Genomic DNA, 15,102 nt, shown 5'->3' with positions numbered 1-15,102 from the left:
GCTTTTATGCCTTTTAAACTTGAATTCTGCATTCAATCATTACTTAAACAATATTAAAAAAAACAGCAGACCCGCTAAAGTTTTCCAGTATTCCCGATAATTGTATGAAATGCATCTATATATACTTTTCCGCCATCCTTTATATCCAAAACATACTTTCTAATTGTCTTAAAACCGTTTAATGCGATTTGTTCACATTTATCTGGCTGCTCAATAACATAAGTCATTATTTCAGCCAAAGCACTAGCTGTTTCAGGGTGGTACAATAAAGCGTTATATTTATGCACCCAGATATCATTATTCCATCTTTCATCATCAGGCAGAAGTAAAAGCGCCTTGCTGTAAGCACTTTCAGTGACGACAGCATTCAGCCCAACACCGCCTATCACTGCGCTGCTATGGGATAAGAACTTAAAAATATCATGCCTGTAGCCGCATAGCTCTACGTGGGAACTTAAATTATAAGAATTGATCTGCTGTTGAATAAAGGCTTTTGATGGCCCGTCTCCGAGAATAACCACTCTAAACTCTTCATATTTCTTTCTCAACTCATTAGCCGCGGGAACAATGATGTCAAGCCCCTTATGGATATCCGGCAAGATACTTAAACGCCCAATAAAAACAAATTGTGCTTTGTTACCTGTCCTTTTTTTATTCTCCATAGAAGAGGTTTCAATTGTTCTCGTGATAAGGGGAAGTTTGACTGCTTTGTTTCTTAAATAAGGTTGATATTTTCTGGCAAATTCCATGTTGCCCCATATATCCAGAACAGCGGTTACCTTTCGAATAATAAATTTATTGATTATAAAGGGCAATAATCTTAAATCTGATCCACGGTATGTTAAAACAACTGGAATATTAAATATAGCTTTATAAGGAATTGCCAATAATGCAGTAGGCGTCCAATTCGCATGGATAATGTCAATGGTATGTCTAAAACGATAAATGGATATGAAAAAAAATAGGATGAAAAGAGGAAGCTGAAACATACGCAGCCATAATAATTTAGAAGAATAAAGGGGATGTTTCGGCAATCTGACTTTTTGCCATCGATAAGGAAAAAAATACCTAAACCGGATGACATTAATCCCCTTTTTTATTGTTTCTTTCCTTGGCAGACCTGGGACATGTGGTGTAAGGACCGTTACTATAGCCCCTGCAGAATGATAGGCTAAAACTTCGGGAAGGACAAAGGAGCCGCCATAAAAATTGCCTTTTTCTTTTTTTAATTTTGATAAGGTGGGAAAACCAGGAGCAAGGACTAAAATATGCATTTAGTGTTACCTTTAATTTTATAAACGGCGATCTTCATATGATCTATTAACTGCACTGCGAAGCTGCTGCCACTCGATATCGTCAAGCTCCTGCTTGTTTCTCAAATTCAACTCAATATTCAGCAGTGTTCTGGTTCGTAAATGTATTCCGTATAGTTTACAATATTTCTCTGAAATCCTGCCCAATTCCATATCTGGGGAAGTACAAAGATCTTCATAATTAATTATAATATATTGTTCATTGTCTATATTCTCTTCTATGTATTCATCAATAGATTTTACCTGCTCTGCAACTTGTTCAAACGGATCATACGCTTTCAGGCTGTCATAATTAAAAGGTTTGACACTTGCCCATTTTTGCCTTGACCCATAAAGCTGCTCCCGCATTTTTAGCAGCGACTGACATGTGTACAAAGGCTCACGCTTCACCCATATATAAAAGGCTTCTGGAAATATAGTGGATATTCTTTTAAGCCTCAGACTATTATATAAATTTTTCCCAAGAAAAGGGGAGGAAAAAAATGATGTGAAATAGTTGAGTGTTTTTCTTACCTTTTTTTTATGCCGTTCATCAGTATTCAATAACCCATGATTCATATCATCAGTAAACCAGTTTCGAAACATCAACCCGGCTTCGGCCGGGGAGAAAATGCCCCTGATATACCCATATCTGCTTTTTAAACAAAAAGATTCAGGGTGTTTTTTTGTCATTTTATGGGTAAGTCTTGCTGCCAATGCAGGAGTTCCATAAAAAAAAGATTGAATATTATTAATATAACTAAAATGATATTTTGCGATCATAAGTTGAAACAATAGTGTTGATCCCGTTCTTGGGGAGCCAACAATAAAGATTGGCGGAAGAGTACCTCTTTCATCAACCTGATTTAATAAACCAGTTTCAAAAGATCGCAATATTGATAAATTACCAACACATTGTTGCAACTTTAACATAAATATCCGGTAAGCATTAAAACGTCTTTCCATATCTTATTTTCTTATATTTTTTAAGTGCGTTTTTCTTGCAGAAATTGAAAAAATTATCTTTCCAAATATTGTGATAGGGAGTCATAACACCTCCAAAGCCGCGATAAAATCTTTCAATTGATTTTATCATTGACCCTTCAAAATCAAATACCTCAGAAACCTGTGAGGCATATTCAATTGCCTTGCCAACCAATAGCGTATTAGCTTCCATATTCGGCAAATCAGGATTACTCCCGTTTAATAAAAGGTGACAGGCTTTGTTATCATATACAAGCCCGCAGACAGAATGGCACCTTTGTTGCCTATCAAAAGCACCTAACAGCTTAATTGAATCCTTTTTTTTTAATGCTGCATAGAATCGTTTGAAAAAACTCAGAGAATATGGAATTGGCCCGCCCTGTCTCAGAAATGTCATTTCGTTGATCCGATAAAAATTTTCCGGGCAGATATCATAAATTATGCTTATATTGTTCTTTACTGCTTTCCTCATATTTTTACGAGCGTTTGACTGCATCTTGTCATAGAGAGAATCCATGTTTTTCAAATTGCTTATTAGATACGTATATTTTGATTCCTGCCTGTACCCAGCCCAATAAAAAGGCATCCAGTTCTGAAAATCGTAATGAAATGTGTAATCAAAGGTTTTACACCACTTAATGTTCGAAACAATTTGCTCTATAATTTTCTTTTCAATAGTAATTTTATTTGCATATTTCCCTTCAACGGGTCTTAGTAGAATACCAAGATATTTTGCGAATAAAGGGTTAGAATATGTTTTTATTTCACTTTTGACAAGAATGATTCCTCCTGCAATATTCCCTTTTTTTACCAGCACACCAATTTGATAGGGAAAACCTATGGCGTCAAGGTAATGGGTTTTAGCAAATACACTTCCCTGGGGACTGATATCAACGAATCTATCCCATTCCTTATATAAATTTTGGGGCAGTATTAAAAACTGATTTTTAGCTGTTCCAAGTTCCATTGATTTTTGATATCATTCGCTTAATTTGGTTAATTCCCCAATCGGAAAAAATACTGATACATAGATTAAAAAAACCTGAAGTCCATCTATTGGGGTGAACATTGATAAAAACAGGCCCTTCTATCTTGAATTGCAAATACTCAATAAGATCCTCAGTTGAACAAATAGAATTCTGGGGCGATATTGACCCCACCCTATCCCTGATATTGTAACTGCGTTCCCAACTTCGCCCGGTATCGGTAAAATAGTGGATATTAAAGTAAGCAATGCTTAATAAAATCTCATCAACATCATACTTTTTGTAGTCATAAAATTTCCAGATGTCCATGTTATTCCATTTGGACAGAGGACTTCCATGCATGCTTATTGTTTTGATATTGACAATTCTACGAAGCATTTCTAACTCTTCTTCAAAAAGAGAGATGGATAAAAAACAATCGCCCTTAGCCCGGGTCAAAGTCTCGTAATGATATCCTACTTCATGTCCCCGTCGCACCAGTTTTCTGATCATTGAAGGCCTGTAAACCTGCTTTGTCATTCTAATGTAATAGGTGGACCGCAGGCCGTAAGAGGCTTCCACCTCTGCTATTTGAACCGCTTTTTGAAATGATCTGTCTATATCATGCCTCAAAACAATTAAAGGAAATTGGGGCTGGCCTTTCTCAATGAATTCTGAAAATGTCAATATCGGAAGGCTTGACTCTTTGATTATGCGACAAAACCGGACATATTTTTGAAGTGTGAAATCAATAGTCATATAACACCAAACAAATCAATGCTTACATCTTAACTTTATTTACAATTTTGCAAGGAGAACCGAACGCTTTGCTATTATCGGCCAAATCATCTTTCACAAAACTGTTTGCCCCGATAATACATCCCCTACCGATGGTTACGCCTTTGGTAATTATTGTATTGGGCCCGATGTAACAACGGGATCCTATGTTCGTGGGTGCCCGCTCAATTTTATCCGTTCCACCACTAACTGCCCAGCGGATACTGTCATGGGTATAAATCTGGACACCTGCTGAAATAGAACAATAGCTTCCTATTTTAAGGCCACCGGAGCCATCTAAAACGGTAAAAGGGCCGACCCAGGTGTTTTCTCCGATTGAAACATCCCCGATGACAACCGAGCTGTCATAAACGCTGGTTCCTTCGCCAAACCCAAGAAGCTTAGCCTTTTCCCATCGGTCAACAACATAGTCGCCAAAAGGCAAAGATCTTCTCCATTTATCTTGCACATATTTTTGCCGGTATTCCCAAAACCCCTTGAACAATACAAGCACATCTTTGAAACTGTCAATTCCCATAGAATGAAGGTTCATCTTTTACTTCCGATAAAAATTAAAACAAATAGAATGGACACCAAACCCATTTTTGCCAAATTCCTTAGAGGTATACATATCAAGAAAGGTATATAATCGTAATTTTTCTGATTGGCTCAAATCATTTTCAATTCGTTCTTGAACAATTTTATAATTAAAAACAAAATGAGTGATACCTTTTTTTCTAAACCATTCAGCGACATCATCCAATTTTTCCTCTACTCGAATCAGCTCATAGATTTTGAACAGATTAAGATCTTGATCAGGAATATATTGCCGGTCACAATAGTAGCCTCTTCCACCGAGAAAAAAAAATAATATTTTTGTATCTTCCGGCAGGTTATTATTTATATACTCAAAAGTCGAATATTCCGGTCGAAAATGTGTGATATAATCTTCCCGACTGATATCTCCCCGGATATATTGAACCGGCGAAATATTCTCTATAGTTTGAACAATATACTTGAACGACGAAATCAAAGAATGGCTCATTCCAAATAGGATTATACAGGCAAAAGACCAGCTTGAGATTCTTATTCTATTATTCCGGATAAAACGAAGCATATTGTCCAAACCATAAACGCTCAAAATAACTAAGCAAGGCAAAATAGGAACAACATATCTTACTCTAAGCGGCCCCCCAAAAAAAGCCGACAAAAAAAATAACACAGTGAAATAAACTATAAACCATTTTTCACTTCTAACTGCCTGTTTATGATTAGTTTTTAATAATGAAAAAAAAGGAAAAATCAAAAGGGCGATGGACAATTTTCCATCAAAATAGCGTGGATCATGATCTTTACCCTGAAAAAAATATCTTAAAGGCAGCATCAAAAGATCCAAGGTGTCCTCTTGATAGACATTTTTTCTGTATAAAAATTTATTAATCTTCAGCCTATGATCACTCAATGCATAGCTTGCAACCTCACACTGCTTTTGATGCTCTGAGTCAAAAAGACCATTATATAAAGGGTAAACTGGATTTCCTGTCCAGACCATATTTCTAATCATCCAGGGAGAAAACACTGTCAGAGAAATTAAAACAAAACTGGTAAAAAGCATTAGAGCCTTAATTTGTGGCACTTTTCGGGAAGCCAGGAATAGGACACCAAGAGCAAGAAATACAAAGGTAATCAATCCATTATATTTGGTCCCCATTGCGAGACCGCAACAAAGAGCACCTAAGACCAAATATCGCATCTGATTAGTTTCGTCCCATTTAATAACACCCAATAAAGCGGCAAAAGAAAAAAACATAAGGCCGAGGTCTACATAGGCTGTTATTGACAAGCGGATAAAAATGGGAACAATCATTAGCAACAATGCCCCATACACTGCAAAATGGATATTCAATCTTGTCTTAAGATAATAAAAAACACAGCCGACAGTCGCGATCCCAAAAGAACAGTGAATAAATTTGGGAAGAATATCACTTCCAAGATATAAGGCTCCCCAATAAAGAAGATCCAAATTCATAGGATAATACGAAAATCGCATACAGGGAAGTTCAATAATACGGCCATGATTCAGATAGATCTTAGGAACTGCAAGGTGATGAACGAGCGCATCTCGGCTAACAGGTGGAACAAGGCACAACATCCATAACAATGATAATAAAAAAATAAATATCGCCAGATATATCCATATGAAAAGATGAACTTTCATTCTATTTTTATCTGGAGTCTGGATCATGATTTTGATTTAAAAGGTATTTGCTTCAACAATTTTATTGCTGACCTGAATGAGAATTGAGTCTCTTATCTTATTTACCTCTAACGGAACAAGCGGATACGATACTGACTTGAGATCTTTGAGACCTTTGAGAATCCTTTCTAAGGAAAAATCATCAATTAATTGAGTTACATCAAATCTACTCATCTCTTCGCTTTTCTCATTAAGGCTATTTTGAATCAAGCACAATCTGACAAAAAATGCGTTTGGCGTGTTATTCTCCAATGACTTTTTCAAATAATACCGTGCTTTTTCATATTTTCTATTAACCAAATTGGCATACCCGAAATATGTAGTTGCATCGACATCAAAAGGCGCTTTTTCTATGGCAGTAAGACCACTTTCTATAGCCAGTTCGAATTTCTGGCGTTTAAGGTAAATTATCGTTTGAAGATTAATATCCTGTACTCTTTTAAAATGCTTTCCAAAATAATTTTTGATACTATTCTCTGCGACTTCAAGTTGATCTGCAAGGACAAGCGTTTCAATATAATTATACACTACATTAATTTCGGGCTTAGCGCGAACTGCTTTTGCGCCACATTCTACGGCGGCATCTATCTTTCCCATACTGATGTAAATCGACCGCAAATTATCGTAACAGATCATTTTAGAAGTGGCAGGCTTGCTGTCTCTAAGCGGAAGTGCCTTTTTATGGAACTCTTCAGCCTTCTTCCATTCGCCTATTTTTAAATAGTAAAGGGTTCCAATACTTTGATACGGCCTCGCTCTTCCAGGAGCCTTATTTCGAGCAGCTTCCCACAAACTTCTTTCCGTTTTCCAATCTATATTCCGTATATAGGTTCCAAAACCAAATGCAATAATTACTATTGTCACTAGACCAAAGACTACCCCCCCAATAAATCGCTTTTCCTTATTTTTGCTATATTCATTCAACAGAGTTGTCATCCATAATGAAACGGGCAGAAAAAAAAACATGGACGGGATGTAATTACGATGTTCAAAAAAAAGTTCAAGATTCAGCACTGTTGATTCTACCGAGTGATTAATAAAGAAAAAAAGTATGGCAAAAGCAAATAAAGGATATTTTTTTAATGACCGCAAACTCCAAAAAATAAGAGAACCAATGATGCCAATTGAGAGTAATGTCGTCCAAGGTGAAAACAAACTTTTAGATATGACAACATCATGTTCAACGGAAAACTGTGATGCTATTGGATATATCAATTGATATAAATACATACAAACAATACGGGACTGTGTCATTAACCTCTCTATCGGAGTGTAAGGTCTTGTTTCATAACCAGCAAAAAGTGATGCGATATCTCCTCTGGTCCATATAATCGCAGAAACCCCAAAAAATAATACAAAACCTGCCATTAAAACGAAAAATTTAATTTTGAACAGCGACCGGACAGGTATTTTCTGAAAAAATACCCATTCCACCAATAAAGTGGAAGCTGGTAACAAAATAGTATTTTGTTTTGTTAACAGCCCAAATACAAATGCTATTATATAACCAGCACAAAATAAAACTGTAACCAGCCAGGACGACTGTGCCAAACGAATTTTAACATAAAAAAAAAGGCCCATGATATAAAACATGCCGGCCATTGAAGCCATTCGCTGAACAATATACGTCACGGCAGAAGTATGAATGGGATGAATGGCCCATATCACCGCACATAAAAGAGCCGTTTGGTATCTGATGGAATCACTTTCAACTGCTACGCTTTTCGCTTTAAGCAGAGACAGCACTGCTAAAAACAGAAAAATTGAGGAAAGAATATGAATGATTATATTGACCAGATGGTATCCGAATACGTGATTCTGCCCCCAATACCAATTTAAAGCAAAACTAGACATAGCTACCGGGCGGTAAAGAGTTTTCCCTATATAAAGCCCCCCGTCAATCGAGGCATAAAAACTTTGAATAATAGAACCGGGAAACAAATCTGTTAGATGAATACCGGGATTTTTGACTATATTATCATAATCATCAAGGTGCCAGGTTGCATCAAAGCTATTGCTGTAGACCGTAACAACTATAATTGCGATAAGCGATACGGCAGACAAATATGAAAAAGTTTTGGAAGAAGCTTCCATTTGATCTTATACCATTTTACGATTGGTAAAAATGATGACCGAACCAATGACAAAGACAGCGGTCCAACCGGACATGGTTAAAAAACCGTGAATAAAAAGTGATGGGTCGATATTATCCTCATACAAAGCGGCTGCCCTGAAATTCAAAGACTCTAGATTCGGAAAGATGTAATAAAGAAGGATTAAAATACTTCTTAAAACAGCTTCATTATTATTTTGAGCCCAGGTATAAAGGTATGAACTCCAGTGCCCTATAACGTAGCTTGAGACAAGCAAAAAAAGATGAAGCAGCGGCGAAGTGAAGGACGCAAGTAAAAGGCTGAGTCCAGATAAAACACACCATTCAAAAAAAATTGAAATCAAAGCAATTATAATATTGATAGAAACCGCCTCACCTGAGAATACGAGTACGAGAACCATTAGGATTGACAAAGAAATATACACGAAAAAATTCATGGTTAATATTCCACTGAATTTCCCTAAAATATAAATCCAACGAGGTACCGCCCGAGACAACGGCATATAAATGATTTTTTTTTGAATATCGTTTTGGATGGCTTTAGCACTTAAAAAATAACAAGTAATCAGGCCCCAAATTCCTATGATCCAAAATCCGCTGTTTAAAAAAACTCTTCTTTTATCTCCTATAGCAATATTGCCAAGCAAACTGGATAGCACAAACAACAAACAACCAGCCGAAATAAAAATGAAAAAGGATTTATTCCTGATATTCTCCACCACAATCACCCGAGTGAATGCATAAATCTGTCGACTGAACCTCTTCACGATAATAAGTCCTCAATATTATTATAAACCGGTGAAAATGAATAGATCGAAATATCTTCTTTTAACCCCAATTGTAATACCTCATTTATATTTTGGGTATCTATTAAGACCTTGTACGACCCATCAGGCTGAGATATCATTTCTTTACACTGAAGACGGCTCTCAAGAACATGGGCTGAAGGTGCATGTACAATCACCTGGTATTGGTTGACAACATTCATTATGTCGGCCATAGTTCCCTGCCAGTTTATCTGTCCGCAATTAATCACGGCAATCATATCTGAAAGCTGCAATACATCCGATATGACGTGAGAACTGAATAAAAGAGTGCCTCCGCTTTTTTTAAAACTGAGTAGTATACTATGAATTTTTGCTCTCCAAGCAGGATCAAGACCACTCATGGGTTCGTCTAAAAATAAAATTTGAGGCGTATTGAGAAAAGCCTGGGCAAACCCGACACGTTGCACTTGACCTTTGGAGAGGCTATTTATTTTCCTGTCAGCCAATGAAGTAAGATCGAATTGACTTAACTGCGTTGACATAGACTCATTTAATTCATGTTTTGATAACCCGGACAGAGTACCTAAAAAGCTAAGCCATTCTGTAACCGTTAAATATTGGGGGATATATTGATTCTCAGTTAACAATCCCACAGCATGTCTGTTATCATGATCGGAGTTCAAAGGACGACCATTAATAAGCACTTCACCAGAGTCGGGCGAAATAATCCCTGTACATAACTTTATAGTAGTTGTCTTTCCAGCTCCGTTCGATCCGATTAGCCCAAAGGAAACACCTTTCGGAATAACAAAGCTCAGATTTTTAATTATTTGCTTAGGCTGTAAAAAAAAACCCTGTCTTACGGCATATGACACATTATTCAATACGATCGACGTATTATCCGTCACGTTCCTTTAACCTTTCCATTTTTTTCAGTATCAATTGTTTTTGAGCAGGATCTTTAACTGTATTCAAGATAATCTTATAAAACCCTTCTATAAACATTTTGTTTGATGTTTTTAACGAGAAGGAGGCAGCAAGTAATGGTAAATAAGAGGGCGCCCCTTTTTTCAGGGATGAGGATAGTATCTGTTTTGAAGCTTCTTCATAATTATTGTATGCTTTCCAAAGGATGTATCCCTTTAGAAAAAATAGTTCCCATGAATTTTTAATTTGTAATATTCCTTTGTCAATTATGGCAAGGGCCTGCTTAGGTGCCTGGGCCTCAAGGAAAAGAATGATACCTCCCATAACATAGGGAAACTCCCATTTAGGGGATAAATCTGTAATTCTGCTTAACAGGTAATACAAATAAAAATAATCCTGGTCCGTTACGGTATGCGAGCCGAAATAATAACTGGTTCTCATCCATAAAAGATCTGCCAGGAAATCCGGATCTGCTGGCGAAAACATTCGTATGAAAATCGTTTTGGACGGAATAAATTGGATTTCGTCAACTTGATTATCGTTACACCAGGAACAATACGGGTTGGTGTATGTCAAGACAAATCTTTTTTTCAAAAGGTCATACTGACACAGTATCGTGCTGATTAGAAGTATTAATAAAAGGATATACGAAAGTTTTAGTTTCATTTACATGATTTAAAAAAGGCTGTTCCACACATACAGGAACAACCCTTTTTCAGATTGCAATCCAATTTTTATTGACAAGCATTGGCAGTATTTATCAAAGTTCCTGTGGAATTAATGGTCCACGTATCCGTTGTTCCATTAAGATTAGTTGTTGTAGCTCTTGCAGTATAGCCAGCAGTATCAGCCTTAGTCACAGAATAAGAGTAACGGGGTGTACCTTTAGTTTCAAATCCGATTGGCCCGATGGCGGAGTATGTATCCCATTCGGCAAAATATGCTTCCTGCATTGATCTGATATTTCCAAGACTGGATTTTGCTTCACTCTGCTTGGCTTTGCACTGATAGTTCATAAAATTTGGGATTGCAATGGCCGCCAGGATACCAATAATGGCCACAACAATCATCAGTTCGATCAGGGTAAAGCCCTTCTGGTTGTTTCTGATGTTTCTAATAAATTTTGTCATTTTTTACTCTCCTCTTTGTTGGGTTAAATGATGTGACAAACCTTTTTTCATGAATGACAATGCTTATCGCAAAAGCAATGCCAGAACAAAGAACAACTTATATTTATTCATAACCTTTTAATTTTAAATAAAATTTACTTCAATGAACTAAAATATTACAAATGAACTAAAACGATTTTTCGCTGAATTTTTACAAAAAGGATAATCCGGTTGACAAAAAATGTCAACCTTGATTCCCTTGCCCCGCATCACTATTAACGGATTCATTTTTGTCCGGCATGGTTTTGTCCAGGCGATATCTGAAAGATCTTAAGCTTAAATTTAAAAGCTCAGCTGCCTTACTTTTGTTACCATGGGTAACTTCCATGGCTTTTTTAACATATGCGCCTTCAATGTCAGACATGATTTTGTCTAAATCCACACCGGTCACCACATCTTCCAAATCATAGCGGTTGTTCGTAATGCCCTCTATCCAGCGTCGACGTTTGTGCGAGGAAATGGTCAGGCTTTCGGGCAGGATGATGTTGGTAGAGGAAAGAGCCACAGATCGCTCGATCAGGTTTTCAAGCTCCCTGACATTTCCTGGGAAGGAATACCGGTTCAAAAAATCAACGGCATAGGACGACAGCTTTACGATATCCTTGCCCAGTTTTTTTGAGTATTTTTCAACAAAATGGGCGGCAAGTAATTCCACATCCCCTTTTCTATCCCGCAAGGGGGGCACCTTAATAGGAATTACGTTGAGGCGGAAAAACAGATCTTCCCTGAAATTGCCGTCAATGACCTCCTGCTCCAATTTTTTATTCGTGGCAGAAATAATCCTGACATTCACATCAATTTCCCGGGTGCCGCCAACGGGCTTAAACCGGGTTTCCTGGACAGCCCGCAAAAGCTTTACCTGCAGAAAGGTGGACAGTTCCCCAATTTCATCTAGAAAAATCGTACCAGTATTGGCGGCCTCAAACAATCCCTGCTTATCTGCCACAGCCCCTGTAAAAGAGCCTTTAACATGACCGAAAAATTCGCTTTCCATGAGCGTGTCTGGAATGCCGCCGCAATTCACCACGACAAAGGGCCTGTCTTTACGCTCGGAATTATCGTGGATGGCCCGGGCGATAAGCTCCTTGCCTGTGCCGCTTTCACCGGTGATCAGTACATTGGTTTTGGTTGGGGCAATCTGGCGTATCCGCTGGTAAATCGCCTGCATCCCCGGGCTGTTTCCGATGATACGGTTGAAATGCAGATGGTTTTTAAGTTCAGTTGATCGGTATACTTTTTCCTGGTCCAGGGTCAAAAGTTCAAGGGCCTTGGCGATGGTGGCGCAAAGTTCATTGTTGTCAAAGGGCTTGGGCACAAAATCGTAAGCCCCCTCGTTCATTGCTTCCACAGCGATCTCCGTTGTGGCATAGGCGGAAATCATGATCACCACAGTATCCGGGTGTTCTTTTTTCACGGCCCGCAACACATCCAGACCGGTAATATCGCCTAAGCGGATATCGGTGAGCACTAGGTCATATTTTTTCTGTTTGATGCTGTTGAGAGCCTGTTTGCCGTTCTTCGCAAGCGTGATCTGATACCCTTTTTTGCACAGAAGCATCTCAAGGAACTCACGCATGCTCAATTCATCATCGACCACCAGAATGCTGTGTGCGTTTGCCATATGCTCTATCCCCGACTACTCTCTGCGGTAAACGACCCGGCCGTCAACAATGGTCAAAGCAGCTCTCCCTTTTAGTTTGCGGCCGCCAAAAGGTGTGTTGCGTCCTTTACTCACAAATAAATTGGGGTCCACGGTCCAGCCCGCATTTATATCAATAAGGGTAAGATCAGCCGGGTTGCCCGGCACAATATCGTTGTTGAGCCCCATAAGCTCTGCCGGGGCCTTGGCCATTTTTTCCACCAACTGAACCAAGGTCAGATGGCCCTGGGCCACAAGGTCCAGACTTAACCCCAGGGAGGTTTCAAGCCCTACAATACCGAATGCAGCCTGGTCGAACTCCACCTGTTTTTCATCCTCGGCATGGGGAGCATGGTCGGTGGCTATCATGTCAATGGTGCCGTCGATCAGTCCTTCAATAATGGCTGCCCGGTCTTTGTCACTGCGCAAGGGCGGATTCATTTTGAAATTGGTGTCATAGGCAGGGATATCCGCATCCGTGAAAGTGAAATAATGGGGGGCGGTTTCACAAGTGACGGGCACTCCCTTTGCTTTGGCCTGCCGGATGGCCTCAATGGACTGGGCTGTGCTCATATGACAAAAATGAACCCTGGCGCCAGTCAGTTCGGCCAGGGCGATATCGCGCATCACCATGACGGATTCTGCAGCATTGGGAATTCCTTTTATCCCCATCACCGTGGCCGGCAACCCTTCGTTCATGGATCCCCCATCGGCGAGCCGCTTGTCTTCAGCATGAACAAACACAGGAATGTCTAAAGATTTGCAGTATTCCAGGGTCCGTCGCATGAGCTGGGAATCGGTAACCGGCATTCCGTCATCGGTCACGGCCCGTATCCCGGCTTTTTTCATATCCGCAATGTCGTTGAGCTTTTGGCCTTCAAGATTAGTGGAAATTGCCCCCACCGGATATACCCTGGACGCATTTGCCTTTTTCCCCTGGGAAAGGATAAAGGAGGTAACTTGCGCATTGTCATTCACAGGTTTGGTGTTGGGCATGGAACAGACCGCAGTGATCCCGCCGGCAGCAGCAGCCTTTAACCCGGTCTCAATGGTTTCTTTATACTCCTGGCCAGGCTCCCGCAAATGAACATGCACGTCTATGAGCCCCGGCACGGCAATCAGATCCTGGCCGTCAATGACTGTGATGTCGTCAAAGTCGTTGGTTACTTCCGGCAACTGTCCAGGTTCCGAGACCCTCTCAAACAGGCCGTCTTTTATACTGATATCTTTTATGCCTTCAATATTACCGGGATCAATCACCCGGACGCCTTTAATTTGAATCTGCATTTCTACTGCCTCCTGACACCAAATAAAAAAGGGCCATGCGAAGGGCCACACCATTGGTCACCTGATCCAGAATTACGGATTGTTCACCATCCGCCACCAGGGTTGAAATCTCAACGCCACGGTTCAACGGTCCCGGGTGCATGATCAGGGCATCCTTTGCCGCCAGGGCCAGGCGCGCCTGATTCAACCCGTAAAGCGCCGCATACTCGCGCTCACTGGGGAAAAGCAGGCTGCCCTGGCGCTCCTTTTGAATCCGAAGCATCATGACCACATCCGCGCCTGCCACACAGGCATCCATATCCCGGGCCACGGTGCAGCCCATCTGTTCAATGCCTACGGGGATCATGGTCCCGGGTGCACAAATGGTCACCTTTGCCCCCATTCTGGACAAACCGATAATATTGGACCGGGCCACCCTGGAATGGGAAATATCGCCCACAATGGACACCTTTAAGCCCTCAAAGCCGCCTTTTTCTTCCTGAATCGTCATCATGTCCAAAAGGGCCTGGGAGGGATGGGCATGGGTGCCGTCTCCTGCGTTAATGACCGCACATTTCACCCATTTTGCCACCTGGTACGCTGCACCCGAAGATGCATGCCGCATCACAATGATATCAGGCTTCATGGACTCAAGGGTTCTAACCGTATCCCGTAACGTTTCCCCCTTGACAATACTGGAGGAAGATTTGGATATGGCCACCGTGTCCGCGGACAGCCGCTTACCGGCCAACTCAAAGGACATCTTGGTCCGGGTTGACGGCTCCTGGAAGAAAAGCACAATGGTTTTCCCCCTGAGGGTGGGTACTTTTTTAACGGCCCGCTGGGAGATCTCCTTCATCCCCCGGGCCGTGTCCAGGATATAAGTGATCTCCTCGCGACTCAGGGAATCAATATCCAGAATATCTTTTTTCTCAAACCGCATATC

At 40.1% G+C, this 15,102-nt stretch carries 14 protein-coding genes; all 14 read right to left on the bottom strand.

The genetic code is table 11. The features are described 5' to 3' along the window. Positions 1-74 precede the first annotated feature (74 nt). The 14 genes from B147_RS0112750 to B147_RS0112685 all read right to left on the bottom strand — a co-directional run bounded on the left by B147_RS0112750 (position 75) and on the right by B147_RS0112685 (position 15,099). Positions 75-1,274: a glycosyltransferase gene (locus B147_RS0112750; protein WP_020587588.1), complete on the bottom strand. Its 1,200-nt coding sequence runs from the start codon at positions 1,272-1,274 to the stop codon at positions 75-77. Between the two features lie 18 nt (positions 1,275-1,292). Continuing rightward, positions 1,293-2,258 carry a sulfotransferase family protein gene (locus B147_RS0112745; protein WP_083927891.1) on the bottom strand — a complete coding sequence of 322 codons (966 nt, stop codon included), beginning with the start codon at positions 2,256-2,258 and terminating at the stop codon, positions 1,293-1,295. After that, positions 2,242-3,243, bottom strand: a complete 1,002-nt coding sequence (locus B147_RS28300; RefSeq protein WP_020587586.1) for a hypothetical protein — start codon at positions 3,241-3,243, stop codon at positions 2,242-2,244. Before B147_RS28300 ends, B147_RS0112745 begins: the two co-directional genes overlap by 17 nt. Continuing rightward, complete coding sequence (locus B147_RS28295; RefSeq protein WP_157237874.1) at positions 3,224-3,754, bottom strand: hypothetical protein; 531 nt, start codon at positions 3,752-3,754, stop codon at positions 3,224-3,226. The genes B147_RS28300 and B147_RS28295 overlap by 20 nt, the downstream gene beginning before the upstream one ends. A gap of 268 nt (positions 3,755-4,022) precedes the next feature. Continuing rightward, positions 4,023-4,571 (bottom strand): acyltransferase, encoded by a 549-nt coding sequence (locus tag B147_RS0112730; protein WP_020587584.1) that lies wholly within the window; start codon positions 4,569-4,571, stop codon positions 4,023-4,025. 3 nt (positions 4,572-4,574) lie between these two features. Next, complete coding sequence (locus tag B147_RS0112725) at positions 4,575-6,236, bottom strand: ArnT family glycosyltransferase (RefSeq protein WP_157237873.1); 1,662 nt, start codon at positions 6,234-6,236, stop codon at positions 4,575-4,577. A gap of 36 nt (positions 6,237-6,272) precedes the next feature. After that, positions 6,273-8,369, bottom strand: coding sequence for a tetratricopeptide repeat protein (locus tag B147_RS0112720; protein ID WP_020587582.1), 2,097 nt, complete (start codon positions 8,367-8,369; stop codon positions 6,273-6,275). A 6-nt stretch (positions 8,370-8,375) separates the two neighbouring features. Next, positions 8,376-9,155 (bottom strand): hypothetical protein, encoded by a 780-nt coding sequence (locus B147_RS0112715; RefSeq protein ID WP_020587581.1) that lies wholly within the window; start codon positions 9,153-9,155, stop codon positions 8,376-8,378. After that, positions 9,152-10,063: an ABC transporter ATP-binding protein gene (locus B147_RS28290; RefSeq protein WP_020587580.1), complete on the bottom strand. Its 912-nt coding sequence runs from the start codon at positions 10,061-10,063 to the stop codon at positions 9,152-9,154. The genes B147_RS0112715 and B147_RS28290 overlap by 4 nt, the downstream gene beginning before the upstream one ends. Continuing rightward, positions 10,053-10,406 carry a hypothetical protein gene (locus tag B147_RS31785; RefSeq protein ID WP_157237872.1) on the bottom strand — a complete coding sequence of 118 codons (354 nt, stop codon included), beginning with the start codon at positions 10,404-10,406 and terminating at the stop codon, positions 10,053-10,055. Before B147_RS31785 ends, B147_RS28290 begins: the two co-directional genes overlap by 11 nt. Positions 10,407-10,816: 410 nt before the next feature. Beyond that, positions 10,817-11,212: a type IV pilin protein gene (locus B147_RS28285; protein ID WP_020587578.1), complete on the bottom strand. Its 396-nt coding sequence runs from the start codon at positions 11,210-11,212 to the stop codon at positions 10,817-10,819. A 223-nt stretch (positions 11,213-11,435) separates the two neighbouring features. Continuing rightward, complete coding sequence (locus B147_RS0112695) at positions 11,436-12,872, bottom strand: sigma-54-dependent transcriptional regulator (RefSeq protein ID WP_020587577.1); 1,437 nt, start codon at positions 12,870-12,872, stop codon at positions 11,436-11,438. A gap of 15 nt (positions 12,873-12,887) precedes the next feature. Then, a complete protein-coding gene (locus tag B147_RS0112690) occupies positions 12,888-14,177 on the bottom strand; it encodes a dihydroorotase (protein WP_020587576.1) in 1,290 nt (429 codons plus the stop codon). After that, positions 14,161-15,099 carry an aspartate carbamoyltransferase catalytic subunit gene (locus B147_RS0112685; protein ID WP_020587575.1) on the bottom strand — a complete coding sequence of 313 codons (939 nt, stop codon included), beginning with the start codon at positions 15,097-15,099 and terminating at the stop codon, positions 14,161-14,163. Before B147_RS0112685 ends, B147_RS0112690 begins: the two co-directional genes overlap by 17 nt. Between the last annotated feature and the right edge of the window lie 3 nt (positions 15,100-15,102).

This window comes from Desulfobacter curvatus DSM 3379, assembly GCF_000373985.1.
Lineage (GTDB): Bacteria > Desulfobacterota > Desulfobacteria > Desulfobacterales > Desulfobacteraceae > Desulfobacter > Desulfobacter curvatus.
This window is presented reverse-complemented; position numbering and strand designations above follow the sequence as displayed.